Source organism: Flavobacterium rarum (SeqCode), assembly GCF_965234445.1.
Lineage (GTDB): Bacteria > Bacteroidota > Bacteroidia > Flavobacteriales > Flavobacteriaceae > Flavobacterium > Flavobacterium rarum.
In genome coordinates this window covers 241,064-259,711 of record NZ_OZ248502.1, presented here as the reverse complement: position 1 = coordinate 259,711, position 18,648 = coordinate 241,064, and the positions used below count along the sequence as shown (strand labels likewise).

Here is an 18,648-nt window from a genome sequence, read left to right as displayed (position 1 = left end):
TAAAAATTGCTATTTCTAAAATTATAATCATTGATTGATGTTGTTTTGCGAGAGGGATAGACGGAAGCTACCGAAGTAGCCCAAATAGCCCGACCTGTTTATTGTAAGGGGGCGACTATGCGGTATGTTAAGTAGCCCCCTTGCGATAAAAAGGTCTCGCCCTAATCATCAACTTAGAATCTGCTAAACGATTGATTACAATTTTAGTTATATTTGTTAACTTAAATACAAAAAATAGTGTCTCAAATAAATAAATTAAAAATATTCAATGATCCCATTTACGGATTTATTACTATTCCAAATGAATTAATTTACGATTTAGTACAGCATCCTTATTTTCAGCGTTTAAGGCGGATTTCTCAAATGGGTTTGTCATATTTAGTATATCCAGGAGCAAATCATACTCGATTTCACCACGCGCTAGGCTGTATGCATTTAATGCAAAAAGCAGTAGAGGTTTTACGTTTTAAAGAAGTAATCATAAGTTCTGAAGAAGAAAATGCTTTATATATTGCCATATTGCTTCACGATATTGGGCATGGACCATTCTCGCACGCTATGGAAAGCAGTATTGTTGAAGATGTGCATCATGAAGAAATTTCTTTATTGTTAATGAATCAACTCAATGTTGAGTTTAAAGGTCAATTAAGTCTTGCCATTCAAGTTTTTAAAGGAGAATATCACCGCAAGTTTATGCTTCAGTTGATATCGAGTCAGTTGGATATGGATCGAATGGATTATTTAAAACGAGACAGTTTTTATTCGGGTGTTTCTGAAGGAAATGTCAATTCAGAACGATTGATACAAATGATGAATGTTGTAGATGATGTTTTGGTTATCGAAGAAAAAGGTATTTATTCAGTCGAAAAATTTCTAATGTCAAGACGATTAATGTACTGGCAGGTGTATTTGCATAAAACTAGCTTGGTAGCCGAATTGATATTAACCAAAGTTTTAAAACGTGCCAAAGAATTGACCGAAAGAGGAGTGATTTTGCCCTGTAGTAAACCGTTATTGTTTTTTATGCAAAATAAGGTGACTATTGAAACTTTTGACCAAAAAACATTGAATTTGTTCGCCAAATTAGATGATTTTGATATTATAAGTGCCTTGAAAGCCTGGGAAAGTCAAGATGATTTTATACTTTCCTCATTAAGTAAAATGATCATAAACAGAGATTTGTTGAAAATAAAATTAACGAATGATAAAGTTTCCTTGGAAGAGATACAAGTGCTTAAAGAACGATTTTCTATTCAAAATAAAATTTCACTAGCAGAATCTAGTTATTTTATATTCAAAGGAAAAATAAAGAGTCAAGCGTATAGTAAAGTTGCAGAACCCATAAGAATTTTGAATAAAGATAAGACAATTGAAGATGTTGTAGAAGCCTCTGACCAGCTGAATTTGAAATCATTATCAAAGTTAGTAACGAAGTATTATATTTGTTTTCCAAAACAACTGCTTTAAAATTAACATTTAAAACCTATTTTTTATATTTTTGTCGCAATTAAATAAGCCAATCTATTTTTATTTTATAAAGGGAGAACAACAAGCCGTATGTTCAATTTTATAATTTTTAAGAATACAATTCAATTAAATGAAATTTACAGCAGAACAAATAGCAACCATACTTGAAGGAGAAATTGTTGGTGATCCCAATATTGAAGTTTCTCGTTTATCTAAGATAGAAGAAGGATCTGAAGGTTCACTTACTTTTTTGTCTAATCCTAAGTATATTAACTTTATATATACAACAAAAGCTTCGGTTACAATTGTTAATGATAGTTTTGTTCCCGAATCACCAATATCTACTACACTAATAAAGGTTGCAGATGCTTATAAAGCTTTTTCTAAATTATTAGAATTTTACAATCAAGTTAAATTAAATAAAAATGGTATTGAACAGCCTTCTGTAATATCTGAAAGTGCTAAATATGGTGAAAATTTGTATTTAGGAAGCTTTAGTTATGTTGGAGATAATGTAGTTTTGGGGGATAATGTAAAAATATACCCAGGTAGTTTTGTTGGAGACAACGTAACTATTGGTAATAATGTTGTTATTTTTGCAGGCGCTAAAATATATTCTGAAACCATTATTGGTAACAATTGCACCATTCATTCTGGTACAGTTATCGGTGCAGATGGGTTTGGTTATGCTCCAAACGAAGATGGTACTTACAACAAAATACCTCAAATTGGAAATGTAATTATTGAAGACAATGTTGACATAGGAGCAAATTCTACCATTGACAGAGCAACATTAGGATCAACAGTAATCAGAAATGGAGCTAAAATTGATAACCTAATTCAGATTGCTCACAATGTAGAAATAGGAAAAAATACTGTAATTGCAGCTCAATCAGGAATAGCAGGTTCTACCAAAATAGGTGAGAACTGTATGATTGGAGGTCAAGTAGGCATTGTTGGTCATTTGACAATAGGGAATAATGTTCGAATTCAGGCTCAATCTGGAGTAGGAAGAAGTATAAAAGACAATGAAATTCTACAAGGAAGTCCAACTTTTGGATATTCGGATTATAGTAAATCGTATGTTCATTTTAAGAATTTGCCAAAATTGGTAAAAGAGATAGAAGAGTTAAAAAAACAAATTTTAAACCAAAAAAATGGAAACAATGGTTAAACAGAAGACCATCAAAACAGAAGTTTCACTTACTGGGGTTGGATTACACACAGGAAAAGAAGTTAAAATGACTTTTAAACCTGCTCCTGTTAATAACGGATTTACATTTGTTCGTGTAGACCTAGAAGGACAACCTGTTATTGAGGCTGACGCTAATTATGTTGTCAATACACAAAGAGGCACAAATTTAGAAAAACTAGGTGTCAAAATTCAAACTCCGGAGCATGTATTAGCTGCTTTAATGGGATGCGATCTTGATAATATTATTATCGAGTTAGATGCTTCTGAATTGCCAATTATGGATGGTTCTTCCAAATATTTTATTGAAGCAATAGATGAAGCAGGAATCGTTGAGCAAGAATTAAATAGAAATGTATATGTTGTAAAGGAAGTAATTTCATTTACAGATGAAGCATCTGGAAGCGAAATTATGGTGATGCCTAGTGATCATTACAGTGTAACAACAATGGTAGATTTTGGGACTAAAATTTTAGGAACTCAAAATGCTACAATGAAAAGTATATCTGAGTTTAAGGCTGAAATTTCAAATGCAAGAACGTTTAGTTTTTTGCATGAATTAGAATCGCTTTTAGAAAATGGATTAATTAAAGGAGGAGATTTAAACAATGCTATAGTATATGTAGATAAAGATATTTCTGATTCTACTATGGAAAGTTTAAAGAAAGCATTTGGAAAAGACGAAATTACCGTTAAACCAAATGGAATTTTAGACAATCTTACTTTGCATTTTCCAAATGAAGCAGCTAGACATAAATTGCTGGATGTAATTGGAGATTTAGCTTTAATTGGAACCAAAATTCAAGGAAAGATTATAGCCAACAAACCAGGTCATTTTGTAAATACACAATTTGCCAAGAAAATGGCTAAAATTATAAAAAATGAGCAAAGAAATTATGTTCCAACTTATGATTTGAACCTTGAACCTTTAATGGATATTCATAAAATTATGGCGGTGCTGCCACATAGACCACCATTTTTATTGATTGATAGAATTATCGAAATGTCCGATAGTCATGTTGTCGGAATGAAAAATGTAACAATGAACGAGAATTTCTTTGTTGGACATTTTCCAGACGCTCCAGTGATGCCCGGGGTTTTAATTGTAGAAGCAATGGCGCAAACTGGAGGTATTCTTGTTCTGAGTACTGTTCCTGACCCAGAAAATTATTTGACATTCTTCATGAAAATTGATAATGTTAAATTCAAACAAAAAGTATTGCCTGGAGATACGCTTATTTTCAAGTGTGACTTAATTACTCCAATAAGAAGAGGAATTTGTCACATGCAAGCCAATGCCTATGCCAATGGAAGATTGGTTGCTCAAGCCGAATTAATGGCACAAATTGCAAGAAAACAATAAATACAAGATGGTCCATTAAAAACAATGGATATGCATCGATATAATATTAATTTAAAAAAAAGCAGATGAATCAACCGTTAGCTTATGTTCATCCAGGTGCGAAAATCGCCAAAAATGTTGTAATAGAGCCTTTTACTACCATTCATAATAATGTTGTTATTGGAGATGGAACTTGGATAGGGTCTAATGTTACGATTATGGAAGGTGCGCGAATTGGAAAGAATTGTAATATTTTTCCAGGAGCAGTAATATCGGCTGTTCCCCAGGACTTGAAGTTTGGCGGAGAGGATTCTTTGGCAATAATAGGTGATAATTGTACTATTCGTGAATGTGTTACTATAAACAGAGGTACTATAGCTTCTGGTCAAACTACGTTGGGAAACAACTGTTTAGTTATGGCTACTGCGCATATTGCCCATGATTGTCATATTGGTGACAATGCAATAATTGTAAATGGTGTAGCGCTAGCAGGACACGTAATTGTTGGGAAGTATGCAGTTATAGGAGGGTTAGCAGCAATACATCAGTTTATTCATATTGGTGATCACGCAATGGTTTCTGGAGGTTCTTTGGTTCGAAAAGATGTACCGCCCTTTACTAAAGCAGCAAAAGAACCATTATCTTATGTGGGAATTAATTCTGTTGGATTAAGAAGAAGAGGTTTTACAACCGAAAAAATAAGAGAAATTCAAGAAATATATAGAATATTATATCAAAAAAACTACAACACTTCGCAAGCAATGGATATCATTGAAGCCGAAATGGAAGCAACTCCAGAACGCGATGAAATATTAGATTTTATTCGAAATTCATCTAGAGGAGTAATGAAAGGATATTCAGGGAACTATTAATTTTAAAATTAAAATTTCAAGTTTTCATCATAATTTACAACAAACATTATATAATAAATAACAAGAAATGGGTCTTTTTAAAATCTAAATTCTTAAATCTAAAATAAATTACAATGGCATCTACATCAGATATTAAAAACGGATTGTGCATAAAATACAACAATGATATTTATAAAATCATTGAATTTCTTCACGTAAAACCAGGGAAAGGGCCTGCGTTTGTAAGAACCAAATTAAGAAGTTTGAGCAATGGTAAAGTATTAGATAATACTTTTTCTGCTGGACATAAAATTGAAGAAGTAAGAGTCGAAAATCACAAATTTCAATTTTTATATCCAGAAGGAGATTTATTTCACTTTATGAATGTTGAGACATTCGAACAAATTTCTTTAAACAAAAATATTCTTGACTCACCAGATTTGTTGAAAGAAGGAGAAAATGTTATGGTAAGTATTAATACCGAGACAGATTTGCCTCTTTCTGTAGATATGCCAGCTTCTGTAATCCTTGAAGTTACTTATGCCGAACCAGGTATAAAAGGAAACACAGCTACAAATGCTACTAAATCAGCCACTGTTGAAACTGGAGCTACTGTAAATGTTCCTTTATTTATTAATGAAGGAGATAAAATCAAAATTGATACTACGTCAGGTTCTTATATGGAACGTGTTAAAGCATAGTTCTATGGTTTGTAAGTTTAAAAGTTTAGTTTTTTAATCTAAACTTTTAAACTTTAAACTTATAACCTCTTTCAAAAATGAAATTTCCCAAAACACAGACTTTACAACAAATAGCCAATTTACTTCATTGTGAGTTTATAGGTGATTCCAATTTTCCAGTTTATGGTATGAATGAAATTCATGTTGTAGAACCAGGTGATATTGTATTTGTAGATCATCCCAAATATTATGACAAAGCTTTAAACTCAGCTGCTACTGTTGTATTAATAAACAAGAAAGTAGATTGTCCAGAAGGAAAAGCACTTTTGATTTCAGAGGATCCCTTTAGAGATTTTAATACTTTAACCAATCATTTTAAACCTTTTCAGTACTCCAATGTTTCCGTTTCAGCTTCTGCCAAAATTGGAAAAGGGACAATAATACAGCCAAATTCCTTTATTGGAAATCATGTTGAAATAGGGGAGAACTGCTTAATTCATTCCAATGTCTCCATTTATGATTATACTGTAATTGGAAATAATGTAATAATTCATGCAGGTTCAATTCTTGGTGCGGATGCTTTTTATTACAAAAAGCGACCAGACGGTTATGATCAATTGATTTCTGGCGGGAGAGTTGTCATAAAAGATAATGTAGGGATTGGTGCTCTTTGTACTATTGACAAAGGAGTAACTGGAGATACTACTATTGGTGAAGGGACCAAAATAGACAATCAAGTGCATGTTGGACATGATACTGTTATTGGTAAGAATTGCTTAATTGCATCTCAAACCGGCATTGCTGGATGTGTAATTATAGAAGACGAAGTTACTATTTGGGGACAGGTAGGAACAACTAGCGGAATTACGATTGGTGCCAAAGCAGTAATTTTAGGACAAACAGGAGTTACCAAATCTGTTGAAGGCGGGAAAAGTTATTTTGGAACGCCAATAGAAGAATCCAGAGAAAAACTGAAACAGCTTGCTAATATTAAAAAAATTCCTGAAATTTTAAAAAAAATAAAATAATATGTCTGCAAAAGAAATCGTAAAAAGTTTTTATAAATCAGATGCCTTCATTAACACTGAGATTATGAAGGAGTATTTACATCCTGATTTTACATTGGATTGGCATAGTAGTAAAGGTTTTGTCCAAATGAATTATGATGAAATGATGAATATAACTTCCGAAATTAGTAGAGCTTATGTTCGAACTAAAGTCAGAATTACTCATATTTTGGAAGAAGACAAAATGGTTTCGGTTCGCTTTACTCAATATGTAAAAACGATTGAAAATCCAAGAGAAGAAATGTTTTTAGCGCATATAATGATTATTTGGGAAATAAAAGACAATAAATTATTCAAGGGGTTTCAAATGAGTCAAATATTGTAATGATTTTTATTTAAAAAAAAGGAATAAATAATTGCAAAAGCCTTACTTTTGCCACACAATTTTAAAAACTACATAAAAAATATATCATGAGTGTTTTAGTTAATAAAGATTCAAAAATAATTGTTCAAGGTTTTACAGGAAGCGAAGGAACTTTCCATGCTTCTCAAATGATTGAATATGGTACAAATGTTGTTGGAGGAGTTACTCCAGGAAAAGGTGGAACTACACATTTGGATCTTCCGGTTTTTAATACTGTAAAAGATGCAGTTGAACAAGCTGGAGCCGATACAACTATCATATTTGTTCCACCCGCTTTTGCTGCTGATGCCATTATGGAAGCTGCAGATGCTGGAATAAAAGTAATCATTGCAATTACCGAAGGGATTCCAGTTGCAGATATGATTAAGGCAAATAGCTACGTTAAAGAAAGAAATGCTAGATTAATTGGCCCTAACTGTCCAGGTGTTATTACTCCAGGAGAAGCTAAAGTTGGTATTATGCCAGGTTTTGTTTTCAAAAAAGGAACTGTTGGAATCGTTTCAAAATCTGGAACTTTAACTTATGAAGCTGCTGACCAAGTTGTAAAACAAGGATTAGGGATTACAACTGCTATTGGTATTGGTGGAGATCCAATTATTGGAACAACTACCAAAGAAGCTGTTGAATTATTGATGAATGATCCAGAAACAGAATGTATCGTAATGATAGGTGAAATTGGTGGTCAATTGGAAGCTGATGCTGCTAAATGGATCAAAGCTGATGGTAATCGTAAACCAGTTGTAGGTTTTATTGCAGGAGTTACAGCTCCAGCTGGACGTACAATGGGACACGCAGGTGCTATTGTTGGTGGTTCTGACGATACAGCTGAAGCTAAAAAACAAATTATGAGAGAATGTGGAATTCACGTTGTCGATTCTCCAGCAGAAATAGGAAAGAAAGTAAAAGAAGTATTGGGTTAATATTCAGTATTTTAAATTAAAATTCTAAAAGCTCCGTCTAGTTTAATAAACGAGATGGAGCTTTTCTTAATTTATCTTTTCGGATAAAATAAGTAATTATAAACAATCACTTTGTGCCTTAGTGCCTTAGTGGCAAATTAAAAAAAAATATGAACAAAGAATTAGAAAAGTTTACAGTAAAAGGAAATTTTACATTTACACAGGATGATAGTTTAGAAGAAGTTTGTAATGCATCAGAAGCTGGAAGCGGAGTTTTTGTTGTTTACGCTATTGCAAATGATGCAAAAGAATTAATCATGGTAGCTTCTACAGGAACTGTTCAAAATGACGGAACTTTGAAAAGCAAAAATGGTGGCTTACATGACAAAATTGTAAACGGTCATCAATTTGCAAAAACAGGAAGAAAATATTCTTGGCCTGCACAAATGAAAAAAGAAAATATCGACAGATTAGAAGTACTTTGGTTTGAAACTTTTAATACAGATGTAAAAGGGATTCCGACATCAGTTGAAGGTCAAATTTTACAAAATTTCTTAGATGAAAATGGTAAATTACCAAGATGGAATGTTGCTTTTTAATACATTCATTTTAAAACATAAAAAAAGCTTTATATATTTTGTAAAGCTTTTTTTATGTTTAAAATTTAGTTTTCTGATAAAGTAGTTATTTTTCTTTAAAATCAACCGACAAAGAATTGACACAATACCGTTGCCCTGTTTTTGTTGGGCCATCTTCAAAAACATGTCCCAAATGGCCTCCACAATTGGCACAAATAATTTCGGTTCGTTTCATTCCGTGAGTGTTGTCAACAATATATTCTACCTTTCCGGGTATAGACTCATCAAATGATGGCCATCCGCAATGAGCATCAAACTTTGAATTACTTTCAAACAAAGGTTCTCCACACCCTCCACAGCAATAAGTTCCGGCTTCATAATGAAGATTGTATTTACCTGTATGTGGATATTCAGTACCTTTTTGGCGTAGAATTCTATATCGCTCCGATCCAAGTTCTTCTTGCCATTCTTTTTCTGTTTTTACAAAAGGGAAGTTCATGTTTCTAGTTTTTTATAAAATTAATTATTTTTTCAATCACTTTATGGTCTGCAAGTATTTTTCTATGGCCTAATCCTTTTGTTAGCATTAATTCTCCATTTTTAAGATGGTCATAAATATGTAATCCTGCTTTTACAGGTACCTCAGGGTCGTCTTCATCATGTATGACCAAAGTAGGGATTAAAGTTTCTGAAGCGGCTTTAAATGCGCTATAGTCATCCATTTTTTCTTTATACTTTTTTTCAAAATGAATACGTAATAGTTGACTGAAATCAGGTTTTAATTCCAATTTAGCAATAAAATCATCTAATATATCTTGCACAATATCGCCGCTTCCTATTATAATTGATGTTCTCACTTTCAATCCTTCTTTTATAGCATTTAAAACTGACATACCTCCTAAAGAATGACCAATTGCAATGTCAAATGGCCCGTATAGCTTGTCAATTTCAATAATAGAAGCAATAAAATCAATCATTATTGTTGAATTCCCAGGAGATTTTCCATGTGCTGGGGCATCAAAACTAATAGTAGAATAGCCTGATTTTAATAATTCTTCTGCAATTTTACACAATTGCGTTCCTCTCCCTGACCAACCGTGTACTAGTAATGCTTTTTTATCGCTTATTCCATATTCATATATATTGATCTTTTTGTTTATTTTAGGAATTAGTATTAATTTTTGAAGACTTTTAAAATCCATCTCCAATTCTCTTTTTGGAATTTTATGTTTTATTGGGGTAACAAACAACTTAGAAGCGAATAGCGTAGCCAATTTGGGAGACAAATAAGCGAAAAAATGACTTGTAACCACTAAAAATCTAGGAATTTTCAATGGTTTTAGGTGATTTGCAGTGTTTTTTGTCATATTGATAAAACTGTATAAGTATCTTATAAATTAATTTTTTTTAGCTAAATTTAAAAAACATAAAAGTACAGTAAAATTAAAGTTAATTTAATTATATTTTATTCAAAGTATCAATTTAAATTTCGAATATTACATACTAATAATACTTACAAAAAATTTTATATATTTAAGGAAAAATTATATAAATGGAAATATTTCATATTGGTGCAGAATGTTATCCTGTTGCAAAAGTAGGTGGTTTGGCAGATGTGATTGGAGCATTGCCAAAATTTCAAAATGGTATTGAACACCAAGTGCGTGTTGTAATACCAAGTTATGATACAATTTTAAAAAAAAAAAATGACTTTGAATGTGTTCATTGGAGTACTGTAATATTGGGTAATTTTAATTTCCCTTTTTCAGTTTTTAAAGAAGTTAATGATAAATTGGGGTTTGAATTGTATTTAATAGAAATTCCAGAGTTATTTGATAGACCAAATATATATAGTTATAAAGATGATATTGAACGGTTTTTAGCATTTCAAATTGCAACACTTGATTGGATTATAGGAAGAAACTCTATCCCAGATGTGATTCATTGCCACGATCATCACACGGGATTGGTCCCATTTATGATGTCTTATTGCAAGAAATATGAAAAATTAATAAATGTACCAACTTTGATAACCATTCATAATGGTTTGTATCAAGGACAATTTGGATTTGATAACCTATATTATTTGCCAGAATTTGATTTGATTCATGTTCATCAATTAGAATGGGGAAATTGTATTAATTCTTTGGCTGCAGCAATAAAATGCGCCGATGCAGTAACTACAGTTTCGCCAAGTTATCTTAATGAAATTAATTATTCTGCTTTTGGGCTTGAATCTTTATTTCAAATGGTTCGATCCAAATCCAAAGGAATTCTTAATGGAATTGACACCACTGTTTGGAATCCAAACACAGACCCGATGATTGATGTAAATTATTCATTAGAAACACAAGAAAAAGGAAAACAAGAAAACAAAGAGAAATTATGCACTCAATTTAATTTAGATTCATCAAAACCTCTTTTTTGTTTTATTGGTCGTTTGTATAACGAAAAGGGGGCAGATTTGTTGCCAGAAGCTTCAATGTCAGCATTGAATGATAACAATAATGAATTGAATATTCTTATTTTAGGTTCCGGAATTTCAACAATTGAAGATCAATTAACTCAATTAGCAATTGATTACAAAGGGAGTTTTAATGCTTTTATTGGTTATGACGAAGAATTAGCACATAAAACATATGCAGGTTCAGATTTTATAGTGATGCCTTCGAGATTGGAGCCTTGCGGTTTGATTCAGTTGTATTCCTTACGATACGGAACAATACCAATTGTAAGGAGAACAGGAGGTTTAAAAGATACTGTTATTGATTTTGAAGACTCTGGGAATGGTATTTGTTTTGAACAAGCATCGGTTCAAGATATTTGTACATCCATTAAAAGAGCATTAGAATTATATCAAGATAAAACTAGAATAACTAAATTAAGATTAAAAGGAATGAAAACTAACCATTCTTGGGAAAATGTAGCTCAGGAATACATTGAATTATATAACTTAATTATCAATAAACGAAATGAGAATTAAAAAGAAAAGTGTTATCGCTATTATTTTAGGAGGTGGGCAAGGTTCAAGATTGTATCCTCTTACTGCAAGTCGTTCAAAACCTGCTGTTCCGATAGCTGGAAAGTATAGATTGGTTGATATACCAATTTCAAATTGTATGAATTCAGATATTTTTAAAATGTTTGTATTGACCCAGTTTAATTCGGCCTCCTTGAATGCACACATAAAGAATACTTATAATTTTAGTATTTTTAGTCAAAACTTTGTAGATATATTGGCTGCAGAACAAACACCTGACAATCCTACTTGGTTTCAAGGTACCGCAGATGCTGTAAGGCAATGTATGCCACATTTTTTGAATCACGAATTTGATTATGCCTTAATACTTTCGGGAGATCAATTGTATCAAATGGATTTTAATGAAATGTTAGAGGCCCATATTGCTGCAGAAGCTGATATTTCTATCGCTACTTTACCTGTAAACGATAAAGACGCTCCTGAATTTGGGATTTTAAAAACCAATTCCGAAAGTTGTATAGAATCTTTTATTGAAAAACCAGCAAAGGAATTATTGCCAGATTGGAAATCGGAAGTTAGTGAAGAAATGAAAAGCCAAGGAAAGCATTATTTGGCGTCTATGGGTATTTATATATTCAATAGAAAATTATTAATCGAATTAATGTCTAATCCAGATACTAAGGATTTTGGTAAGGAAATTATTCCTCAAGCGGTAGGAAACAAAAAATTATTGAGTTATCAGTATGAAGGATATTGGACAGATATTGGAAATATTGATTCCTTTTTTGAAGCCAATATTGGTTTAACAGATGATATTCCGCAATTTAATTTATTCGATAACGACAATAAAATTTATACAAGACCACGATTACTTTCTCCATCGAAGTTTCAGAAAACAATGGTTGAGCGATCATTAATTTCTGAAGGTTGTATCATTCATGCTAAAGAGATTACCAAATCGGTAATTGGTAATAGAGCTAGGATAGGTGAGGGTACTATAATACAGCATTCGTATGTAATGGGTAATGATTTTTATCAAAATATTAATGATATAAATGAAGATATAAAAAGCAATAAACCATTGATAGGTATAGGAGAAAGGTGTTTCATTCACAATGCAATTGTTGACAAAAATAGCAGAATTGGAAATGATGTTCATATTGAAGGAGGTAAACATTTGGAAGATGTATCAAGCGAATTGTATTGTATAAAAGAAGGTATTATTGTTATCCGAAAAGGAGCTTTAATTCCGGATAATTTTATAATTAAATAAACACACAGTAGCTTTTAAAATTTTAAATGCAAAGTAAACGGCAATTATTTATTTTTAAACAAGAGTTCGAAATTTGATACTTTTCTCAAATGGAGTAGTTTTTTTGTGTAAAAATAAGTAGTTGCCGTCTGTTTTTTAAAAGAGGTGATGTAAATCAAATAGTTTTAATAGAAAACATATTCCTTTTTAAAGCATTTTGCTATAGGAAAATGATTGATTGAAGTTATTTTAATTACAATTCACAATAAATAATAACTTATAGATTAATTTAATAAAATATGTGTATTTTTTGTATTTTATTTTTATAAATATTTAATAATCACTATTTTTAAATTTCAATTAAACTTATATAATGCAAAATCAAACGCGTATAATTATCGAGAATGTTTTGCCACAATTAGATGGTGGAAGCTTTGCTATAAAAAGAATTGTTGGTCAAAAAGTAGTGGTAACTGCGACCGTTTTTTCTGACGGACACGATATTTTGGAATGTTGTGTCAAATTCAAACATGAATTCTCAAAAAAATGGAAGGAAGTTCGAATGACTCCTACACAAAATGAGGAATGGATTGCCGAATTTCAAGTCGAAAAACAAGGCAATTATTCGTATTTTGTTGAAGGCTGGGTAGATTATGCTTTAAACTGGCAACACGGAACCGAACGTAAAATTAATGACAATCAATATGTAAAATCCGAGTTGCTAGAAGGTGCAGAGTATGTTCAAGCTATTCTTGCAAATGTTGATTCTTCTGAGAATGAATATCTCAATCGACTAATTCATTATTTTACAGCAGAATCTGAATACGACAACGCTGTTAAAGAAACAAAATCTGAAGAACTCAAAAGAATATTTAAAAAATACCCAGTCCGATTATTAGAGAATAAATCAAGCGAGCTGAAAGTATATGTAGATCGAAAGAAAGCATTATTCAGTACTTGGTATGAATTTTTTCCGCGTTCAGCTTCAGAAGAAGATGGTAAACACGGTACTTTCAAAGATTGCGAAAGATTGCTTCCTCGAGTTGCCGAAATGGGATTTGACACACTCTATTTTCCGCCAATTCATCCAATTGGAGAAGTAAATAGAAAAGGTAAAAACAATACAACAAACGCCCAATATGGTGATGTTGGTTCTCCATGGGGAATTGGTTCTCATCACGGTGGCCACAAATCAACACATCCCGAATTAGGAACAATTGAAGATTTCAAAGACTTAGTTCGCAAAGCCCAAGACCTTGGAATCGAAGTGGCTTTGGATTATGCTTTGCAAGCTGCTCCAGATCATCCTTACGTTAAAGATTTTCCGCAATGGTTCAAATGGAGGCCTGATGGTACGGTTCAATACGCCGAAAATCCTCCAAAAAAATACCAAGATATACAGCCTATTTATTTTGAAAGCTCCGATTGGAAAAATCTTTGGAAAGAATTACTTGACGTTGCTTTATTTTGGATTGAAGAATGCAATATTAAAATCTACAGAGTCGATAATCCACATACAAAACCCTTTTATTTTTGGGGTTGGCTAATTGCTGAAATCAAAAAGAAACATCCAGATGTTTTGTTTTTGGCGGAAGCCTTTACACGCCCAAAAATCATGAACGAATTGGCAAAGCAGGGTTTCAGTCAATCGTACACTTATTTTACTTGGAGAAATTCTAAAAAAGAATTGACGGATTATGTCGAAGAATTAACTAAAACAGAACAAAAAGAATTTTACAGACCCAATTTTTGGCCCAATACGCCAGACATTAATCCTTTTGCTTTGCAAAGTGGGAATGAATCGGTGCATTTGCAAAAATACTTTTTGGCAGCAACTTTGAGTTCAAATGTTGGAATATATGGACCCGTTTTTGAATATATGGTTTGTGCTCCAATGGCTTCAGGTAAAGAAGAATATTTAGATTCAGAAAAATACGAATATTACAAATGGGATTGGACTATTCAAAATAAGCTTACTGTTTTAATTACAAAAATCAATACCATTAGAAAAGAGCAAATATCATTGCAACAAACCAATAATATTGTTTTTTGTGATACTAATAATGATCAGGTATTAGCCTATTATAAGTTTGATGATGATATGCAAAATGAAACTTTAATGATTGTCAGTTTAGATCCTTATAATACAGGAAAAGCAATGATTCGAATTCCTGTAGAAAAAATAGGAAACCAGAATATTCAAGTATCAGATTTGATAACTGGTAATACCTATTCATGGGATAATGAATGGAATTATGTTGAACTTCCCCCAGAATTGCCTTTTCATCTATTTATAATTCAGAAATAATGGTTGATAAAATTAACGAAGCCGAATATCAAAACCCATTTGTATTTCACACCGAATGGGAAGATGCTCTTGAAGATGAAAATTTCATTAAAATTTTTGCCTCCGATATTTTAGAAAATTATATTATCAATAAAAGATGGTACGGTGGTAAAGCTAGTACCCTTAAGTATATTGAAATTGTACATTCTTTTAAAATATCTTCAAATGAGAATACTTATTACGGCGTTTTATTAGAAGTTAATTTTAAAGAAGCTTTTTATCAGCATTACTTTATGCCTTTGTCATTTATGTCTGAAGAAGATTTAGACACCAATACGGTTATTGCTCCAGTTGTAATGAACGAAAAGGAGGGATATCTGGTGGATGCTTTGCATCAAGAAGATTTTAGAAAATTGCTTTTTGATAAAATAATCCATTCAAAAAAAAATGAGGAATCGATAGTTACTTTTCACAAAGGAAAAGCATTGCATATCAAAGAGTATATTTCATCCCATTTTATGGGTGTTGAGCAAAGTAATACTTCCATTGTTTACAATGACAATTTGGTACTGAAAATTTTTAGAAGAATTTACATTAGTATGAATCCTGATTATGAAATTAGTCGTTTCCTTACCGAAAGAATGAAATTTAAGCATTCACCTGCTTACACTGGAAGCATAAGTATTGTTTCATCTGAGGGGAATATTACTCTTGGTTTGATGCAAGAATTGGTTCCTAATCAAGGTGATGCTTGGAAATATATGCTAGATGAAGTAGATCGGATTTTTGATAATTTGAATGCTAAAAAGATTTCCATCAGCAAACTTCCAGATATCGATTTATTCAAGAGACTTAAATTAAATGATGTTCCTCATGAAATCATTGATTGGGCAGGTTTGAGTATATTTCTAAAAATACAAACTTTAGCTACTAGAACTGCCGAAATGCACATCGCTTTAGGAAGCGATATTCACGAGACTGCATTTACACCGCTTACATATAATGGTGATTATTCGGTTTGGTTGAAAAACAGATTGACTTATCAATTTCAAAATCGCTTGAATATTTTAGAAAACAATTTACACAAATTGGATGGTTTAGCCTTAGAGTTAGCGAATCAATTTTTGGATCACAAAAAAGAAATCAGAAAAGCTTTTCTTGATTTTGACTGGACACAAATGAAGTCAGAACGCATTCGTATTCATGGAGATTATCATTTGGGACAGGTTTTAGTGAACGGTGATGATTTTTTTATTCTTGATTTTGAAGGAGAACCCGAAAGTACCATCCGAGACCGCAAAGTAAAACAACCTCCATTGAAAGATGTTGCAGGAATGTTTCGTTCTTTTCATTATTCTATTTATGCTACCATTTTTAACAGCAATGACAAATACCCATTCGAACAGGAAGAACTTTTTAAAGCAGGGGAAATTTTATACAAATATTTTGTCGGCGTTTTTCTGAATACTTATACAGAAGTCGCTCAAGGCGGAAATCTTAATATTGGATATAAAAAAGAAATAGATTTTTTATTGAAATATTGTCTTTTGGAAAAAGCCATATACGAATTGGGTTATGAGTTAAATTCCAGACCAAGATGGTCCGTAATACCTTTGACGGGAATTGCCAGTATAATGAATTTTAAATAAAAATTAGTTGATTACAATTTCAACAAAAAATAAAACACAAAAATGAACAAAGTACAAACCTATTCGCTTTTTACAGATTTCGACATTGATTTATTCAAAGCTGGGAAACATTTTAGACTTTACGAAAAATTAGGAGCTCATCTTATTGAAGTTGATGGGGTAAAAGGAGTTTATTTTGCTGTTTGGGCACCATCCGCAAGAACAGTTTCGGTAATTGGGGACTTTAATTTCTGGATACAAGGTGAGCATGATTTGCAAGTGCGTTGGGATTCATCGGGTATTTGGGAAGGTTTTATTCCAGGTATAGAACAAGGGACAACTTACAAATATAAAATACAATCTAATAACGATGGATTAATAACCGAAAAAGCGGATCCATTTGCTTTTTATTGCGAAAAGCCACCTCATACCGCTTCTGTTGTTTGGGATTTGGATCATAAATGGAAAGATAGCAAGTGGATGAAAACTCGTAAAGAGCATAATGATTTGGATAAACCATATTCGGTTTATGAAGTGCATTTGGGTTCATGGAAAAGACATGGTGAAGAAAATAGATTCTTGACTTATTTGGAATTTGCTGAAGATTTGGTTCAATATGTAAAAGAAACAGGCTTTACACATATAGAGTTTATGCCAGTGATGGAATATCCATATGATCCATCATGGGGGTATCAATTAGTGGGCTATTTTGCACCAACATCCCGTTTTGGTACTCCTCAAGAATTTATGGTTCTTGTGGATAAATTACATGAAGCTGGAGTTGGAGTGATTTTGGATTGGGTTCCGTCACATTTTCCTGATGATGCACATGGTTTGGGATTTTTTGATGGTTCCAATTTATTTGAGCATCCTGATCGTAGAAAAGGTTATCACCCCGATTGGAAAAGTTTGGTCTTTAATTATGGACGAAATGAAGTTCGTTCGTTCTTAATTAGTAACGCACTCTTTTGGTTGGATCATTACCATATTGATGGATTAAGAGTAGATGCGGTTGCTTCGATGTTATATCTTGATTATTCCAGAGAAGAAGGGGAGTGGGAACCAAATATTTATGGCGGAAGAGAAAACTTGGACACTATAAGTTTTTTAAAAGATTTTAATGAGGCAGTATATGCCAATTATGAAGGAGTACAAACAATAGCTGAAGAAAGCACATCCTTTCCGATGGTTTCCAGACCTACATTTGTTGGAGGGTTGGGCTTTGGAATGAAATGGATGATGGGTTGGATGCACGATACTTTAGAATATTTTCAAAAAGAAACAGTGTACAGAAAATACCATCAAAATGATTTAACTTTTTCGATGACGTATACCTATACCGAGAATTTCATGCTACCACTCTCACATGATGAGGTAGTGTATGGCAAAAAATCTATTCTGGGAAGAATGACTGGAGATGAGTGGCAGAAATTTGCCAATCTGCGTTTACTTTACGGCTACATGTTTACACATCCAGGTACCAAATTATTGTTTATGGGATCTGAATTTGGTCAAAGTAGTGAATGGGATTTTGAAAGCAGTTTGGATTGGCATTTATTGCAATATCCATTTCATAATGGTATTAAATTATTAATTACCAAACTTAATGAATTGTACAAATCACAGCCAGCATTACATGAAAAACAATTTAGCCAAGACGGTTTTGAATGGATAAACTATTCTGATCATGAGAATGCTGTGATGTCTTTTATTCGAAAAGGAAATAATCCAAAAGATGATTTGATTGTGGTACTCAATTTTACGCAAGTTGTGCGAGAGAATTACCGAATAGGTCTGCCAAAAACAGGAAAACTTGTAGAAATATTCAATAGTGATTCTACTGATTTTGGTGGCAGTGGAGTTGTAAATGCAAACAAATTAAAAGTAGAATCAATTCCTTATGACGGAAAAGATTATTCTGTTGCATTACTCTTGCCTCCACTTTCTGTTTTGGTCTTTAAATTTTAATAGATACTAATTTGATTTTTTTAAATGCCCCTTGCAAAATTTCAAAATGGAATTTGACAAGGGGTATTGTTGTATATAATCCAATAAAAATGA

The 18,648-nt window shown here is 32.3% G+C and carries 16 protein-coding genes; 14 read left to right on the top strand and 2 right to left on the bottom strand.

All coding sequences use genetic code 11. The features are described 5' to 3' along the window. Window positions 1–237 precede the first annotated feature (237 nt). The 9 genes from AC8GF4_RS13620 to AC8GF4_RS13580 all read left to right on the top strand — a co-directional run bounded on the left by AC8GF4_RS13620 (window position 238) and on the right by AC8GF4_RS13580 (window position 8,461). Complete coding sequence (locus AC8GF4_RS13620; RefSeq protein ID WP_506595435.1) at window positions 238–1,467, top strand: HD domain-containing protein; 1,230 nt, start codon at window positions 238–240, stop codon at window positions 1,465–1,467. A gap of 130 nt (window positions 1,468–1,597) precedes the next feature. After that, on the top strand, window positions 1,598–2,641 hold the full coding sequence (gene lpxD / locus AC8GF4_RS13615) for a UDP-3-O-(3-hydroxymyristoyl)glucosamine N-acyltransferase (RefSeq protein WP_506595433.1): 1,044 nt from the start codon (window positions 1,598–1,600) through the stop codon (window positions 2,639–2,641). Then, the gene (locus AC8GF4_RS13610) at window positions 2,634–4,022 is read left to right on the top strand and encodes a bifunctional UDP-3-O-[3-hydroxymyristoyl] N-acetylglucosamine deacetylase/3-hydroxyacyl-ACP dehydratase (RefSeq protein WP_506595432.1); all 1,389 of its coding nucleotides are present in this window, start codon (window positions 2,634–2,636) and stop codon (window positions 4,020–4,022) included. The genes lpxD and AC8GF4_RS13610 overlap by 8 nt, the downstream gene beginning before the upstream one ends. A 65-nt stretch (window positions 4,023–4,087) precedes the next feature. Next, window positions 4,088–4,873, top strand: coding sequence for an acyl-ACP--UDP-N-acetylglucosamine O-acyltransferase (gene lpxA, locus AC8GF4_RS13605; protein WP_264564081.1), 786 nt, complete (start codon window positions 4,088–4,090; stop codon window positions 4,871–4,873). A 113-nt stretch (window positions 4,874–4,986) separates the two neighbouring features. Further along, window positions 4,987–5,553 (top strand): elongation factor P, encoded by a 567-nt coding sequence (efp, locus tag AC8GF4_RS13600; RefSeq protein ID WP_100430761.1) that lies wholly within the window; start codon window positions 4,987–4,989, stop codon window positions 5,551–5,553. 77 nt (window positions 5,554–5,630) lie between these two features. Further along, window positions 5,631–6,560: a UDP-3-O-(3-hydroxymyristoyl)glucosamine N-acyltransferase gene (locus AC8GF4_RS13595; RefSeq protein ID WP_506595430.1), complete on the top strand. Its 930-nt coding sequence runs from the start codon at window positions 5,631–5,633 to the stop codon at window positions 6,558–6,560. Between the two features lies 1 nt (window position 6,561). Continuing rightward, complete coding sequence (locus tag AC8GF4_RS13590) at window positions 6,562–6,924, top strand: nuclear transport factor 2 family protein (RefSeq protein ID WP_506595428.1); 363 nt, start codon at window positions 6,562–6,564, stop codon at window positions 6,922–6,924. Window positions 6,925–7,010: 86 nt separating this feature from the next. Continuing rightward, complete coding sequence (sucD, locus tag AC8GF4_RS13585) at window positions 7,011–7,883, top strand: succinate--CoA ligase subunit alpha (protein ID WP_116764100.1); 873 nt, start codon at window positions 7,011–7,013, stop codon at window positions 7,881–7,883. A gap of 149 nt (window positions 7,884–8,032) precedes the next feature. Continuing rightward, window positions 8,033–8,461: a hypothetical protein gene (locus AC8GF4_RS13580; RefSeq protein ID WP_506595425.1), complete on the top strand. Its 429-nt coding sequence runs from the start codon at window positions 8,033–8,035 to the stop codon at window positions 8,459–8,461. Window positions 8,462–8,546: 85 nt separating this feature from the next. On the opposite strand, the gene msrB is transcribed toward AC8GF4_RS13580, so the two are convergent. Both msrB and AC8GF4_RS13570 read right to left on the bottom strand, forming a co-directional pair. Next, window positions 8,547–8,939, bottom strand: a complete 393-nt coding sequence (gene msrB, locus AC8GF4_RS13575; protein ID WP_506595424.1) for a peptide-methionine (R)-S-oxide reductase MsrB — start codon at window positions 8,937–8,939, stop codon at window positions 8,547–8,549. Between the two features lie 4 nt (window positions 8,940–8,943). Continuing rightward, window positions 8,944–9,807, bottom strand: a complete 864-nt coding sequence (locus AC8GF4_RS13570) for an alpha/beta fold hydrolase (RefSeq protein ID WP_506595423.1) — start codon at window positions 9,805–9,807, stop codon at window positions 8,944–8,946. A gap of 185 nt (window positions 9,808–9,992) precedes the next feature. Here AC8GF4_RS13570 and AC8GF4_RS13565 point away from each other — a divergent pair, with 185 nt between their 5' ends. The 5 genes from AC8GF4_RS13565 to glgB all read left to right on the top strand — a co-directional run bounded on the left by AC8GF4_RS13565 (window position 9,993) and on the right by glgB (window position 18,555). After that, window positions 9,993–11,423, top strand: a complete 1,431-nt coding sequence (locus AC8GF4_RS13565) for a glycogen synthase (protein WP_506595421.1) — start codon at window positions 9,993–9,995, stop codon at window positions 11,421–11,423. Beyond that, window positions 11,413–12,693, top strand: a complete 1,281-nt coding sequence (locus tag AC8GF4_RS13560; RefSeq protein WP_506595420.1) for a glucose-1-phosphate adenylyltransferase — start codon at window positions 11,413–11,415, stop codon at window positions 12,691–12,693. Before AC8GF4_RS13565 ends, AC8GF4_RS13560 begins: the two co-directional genes overlap by 11 nt. A gap of 352 nt (window positions 12,694–13,045) precedes the next feature. Beyond that, window positions 13,046–14,980, top strand: a complete 1,935-nt coding sequence (locus AC8GF4_RS13555; protein ID WP_506595418.1) for an alpha-1,4-glucan--maltose-1-phosphate maltosyltransferase — start codon at window positions 13,046–13,048, stop codon at window positions 14,978–14,980. Further along, complete coding sequence (locus AC8GF4_RS13550; RefSeq protein WP_506595416.1) at window positions 14,980–16,608, top strand: maltokinase N-terminal cap-like domain-containing protein; 1,629 nt, start codon at window positions 14,980–14,982, stop codon at window positions 16,606–16,608. The genes AC8GF4_RS13555 and AC8GF4_RS13550 overlap by 1 nt, the downstream gene beginning before the upstream one ends. A 42-nt stretch (window positions 16,609–16,650) precedes the next feature. Next, the gene (gene glgB, locus AC8GF4_RS13545) at window positions 16,651–18,555 is read left to right on the top strand and encodes a 1,4-alpha-glucan branching protein GlgB (protein WP_506595414.1); all 1,905 of its coding nucleotides are present in this window, start codon (window positions 16,651–16,653) and stop codon (window positions 18,553–18,555) included. Window positions 18,556–18,648: the final 93 nt, after the last annotated feature.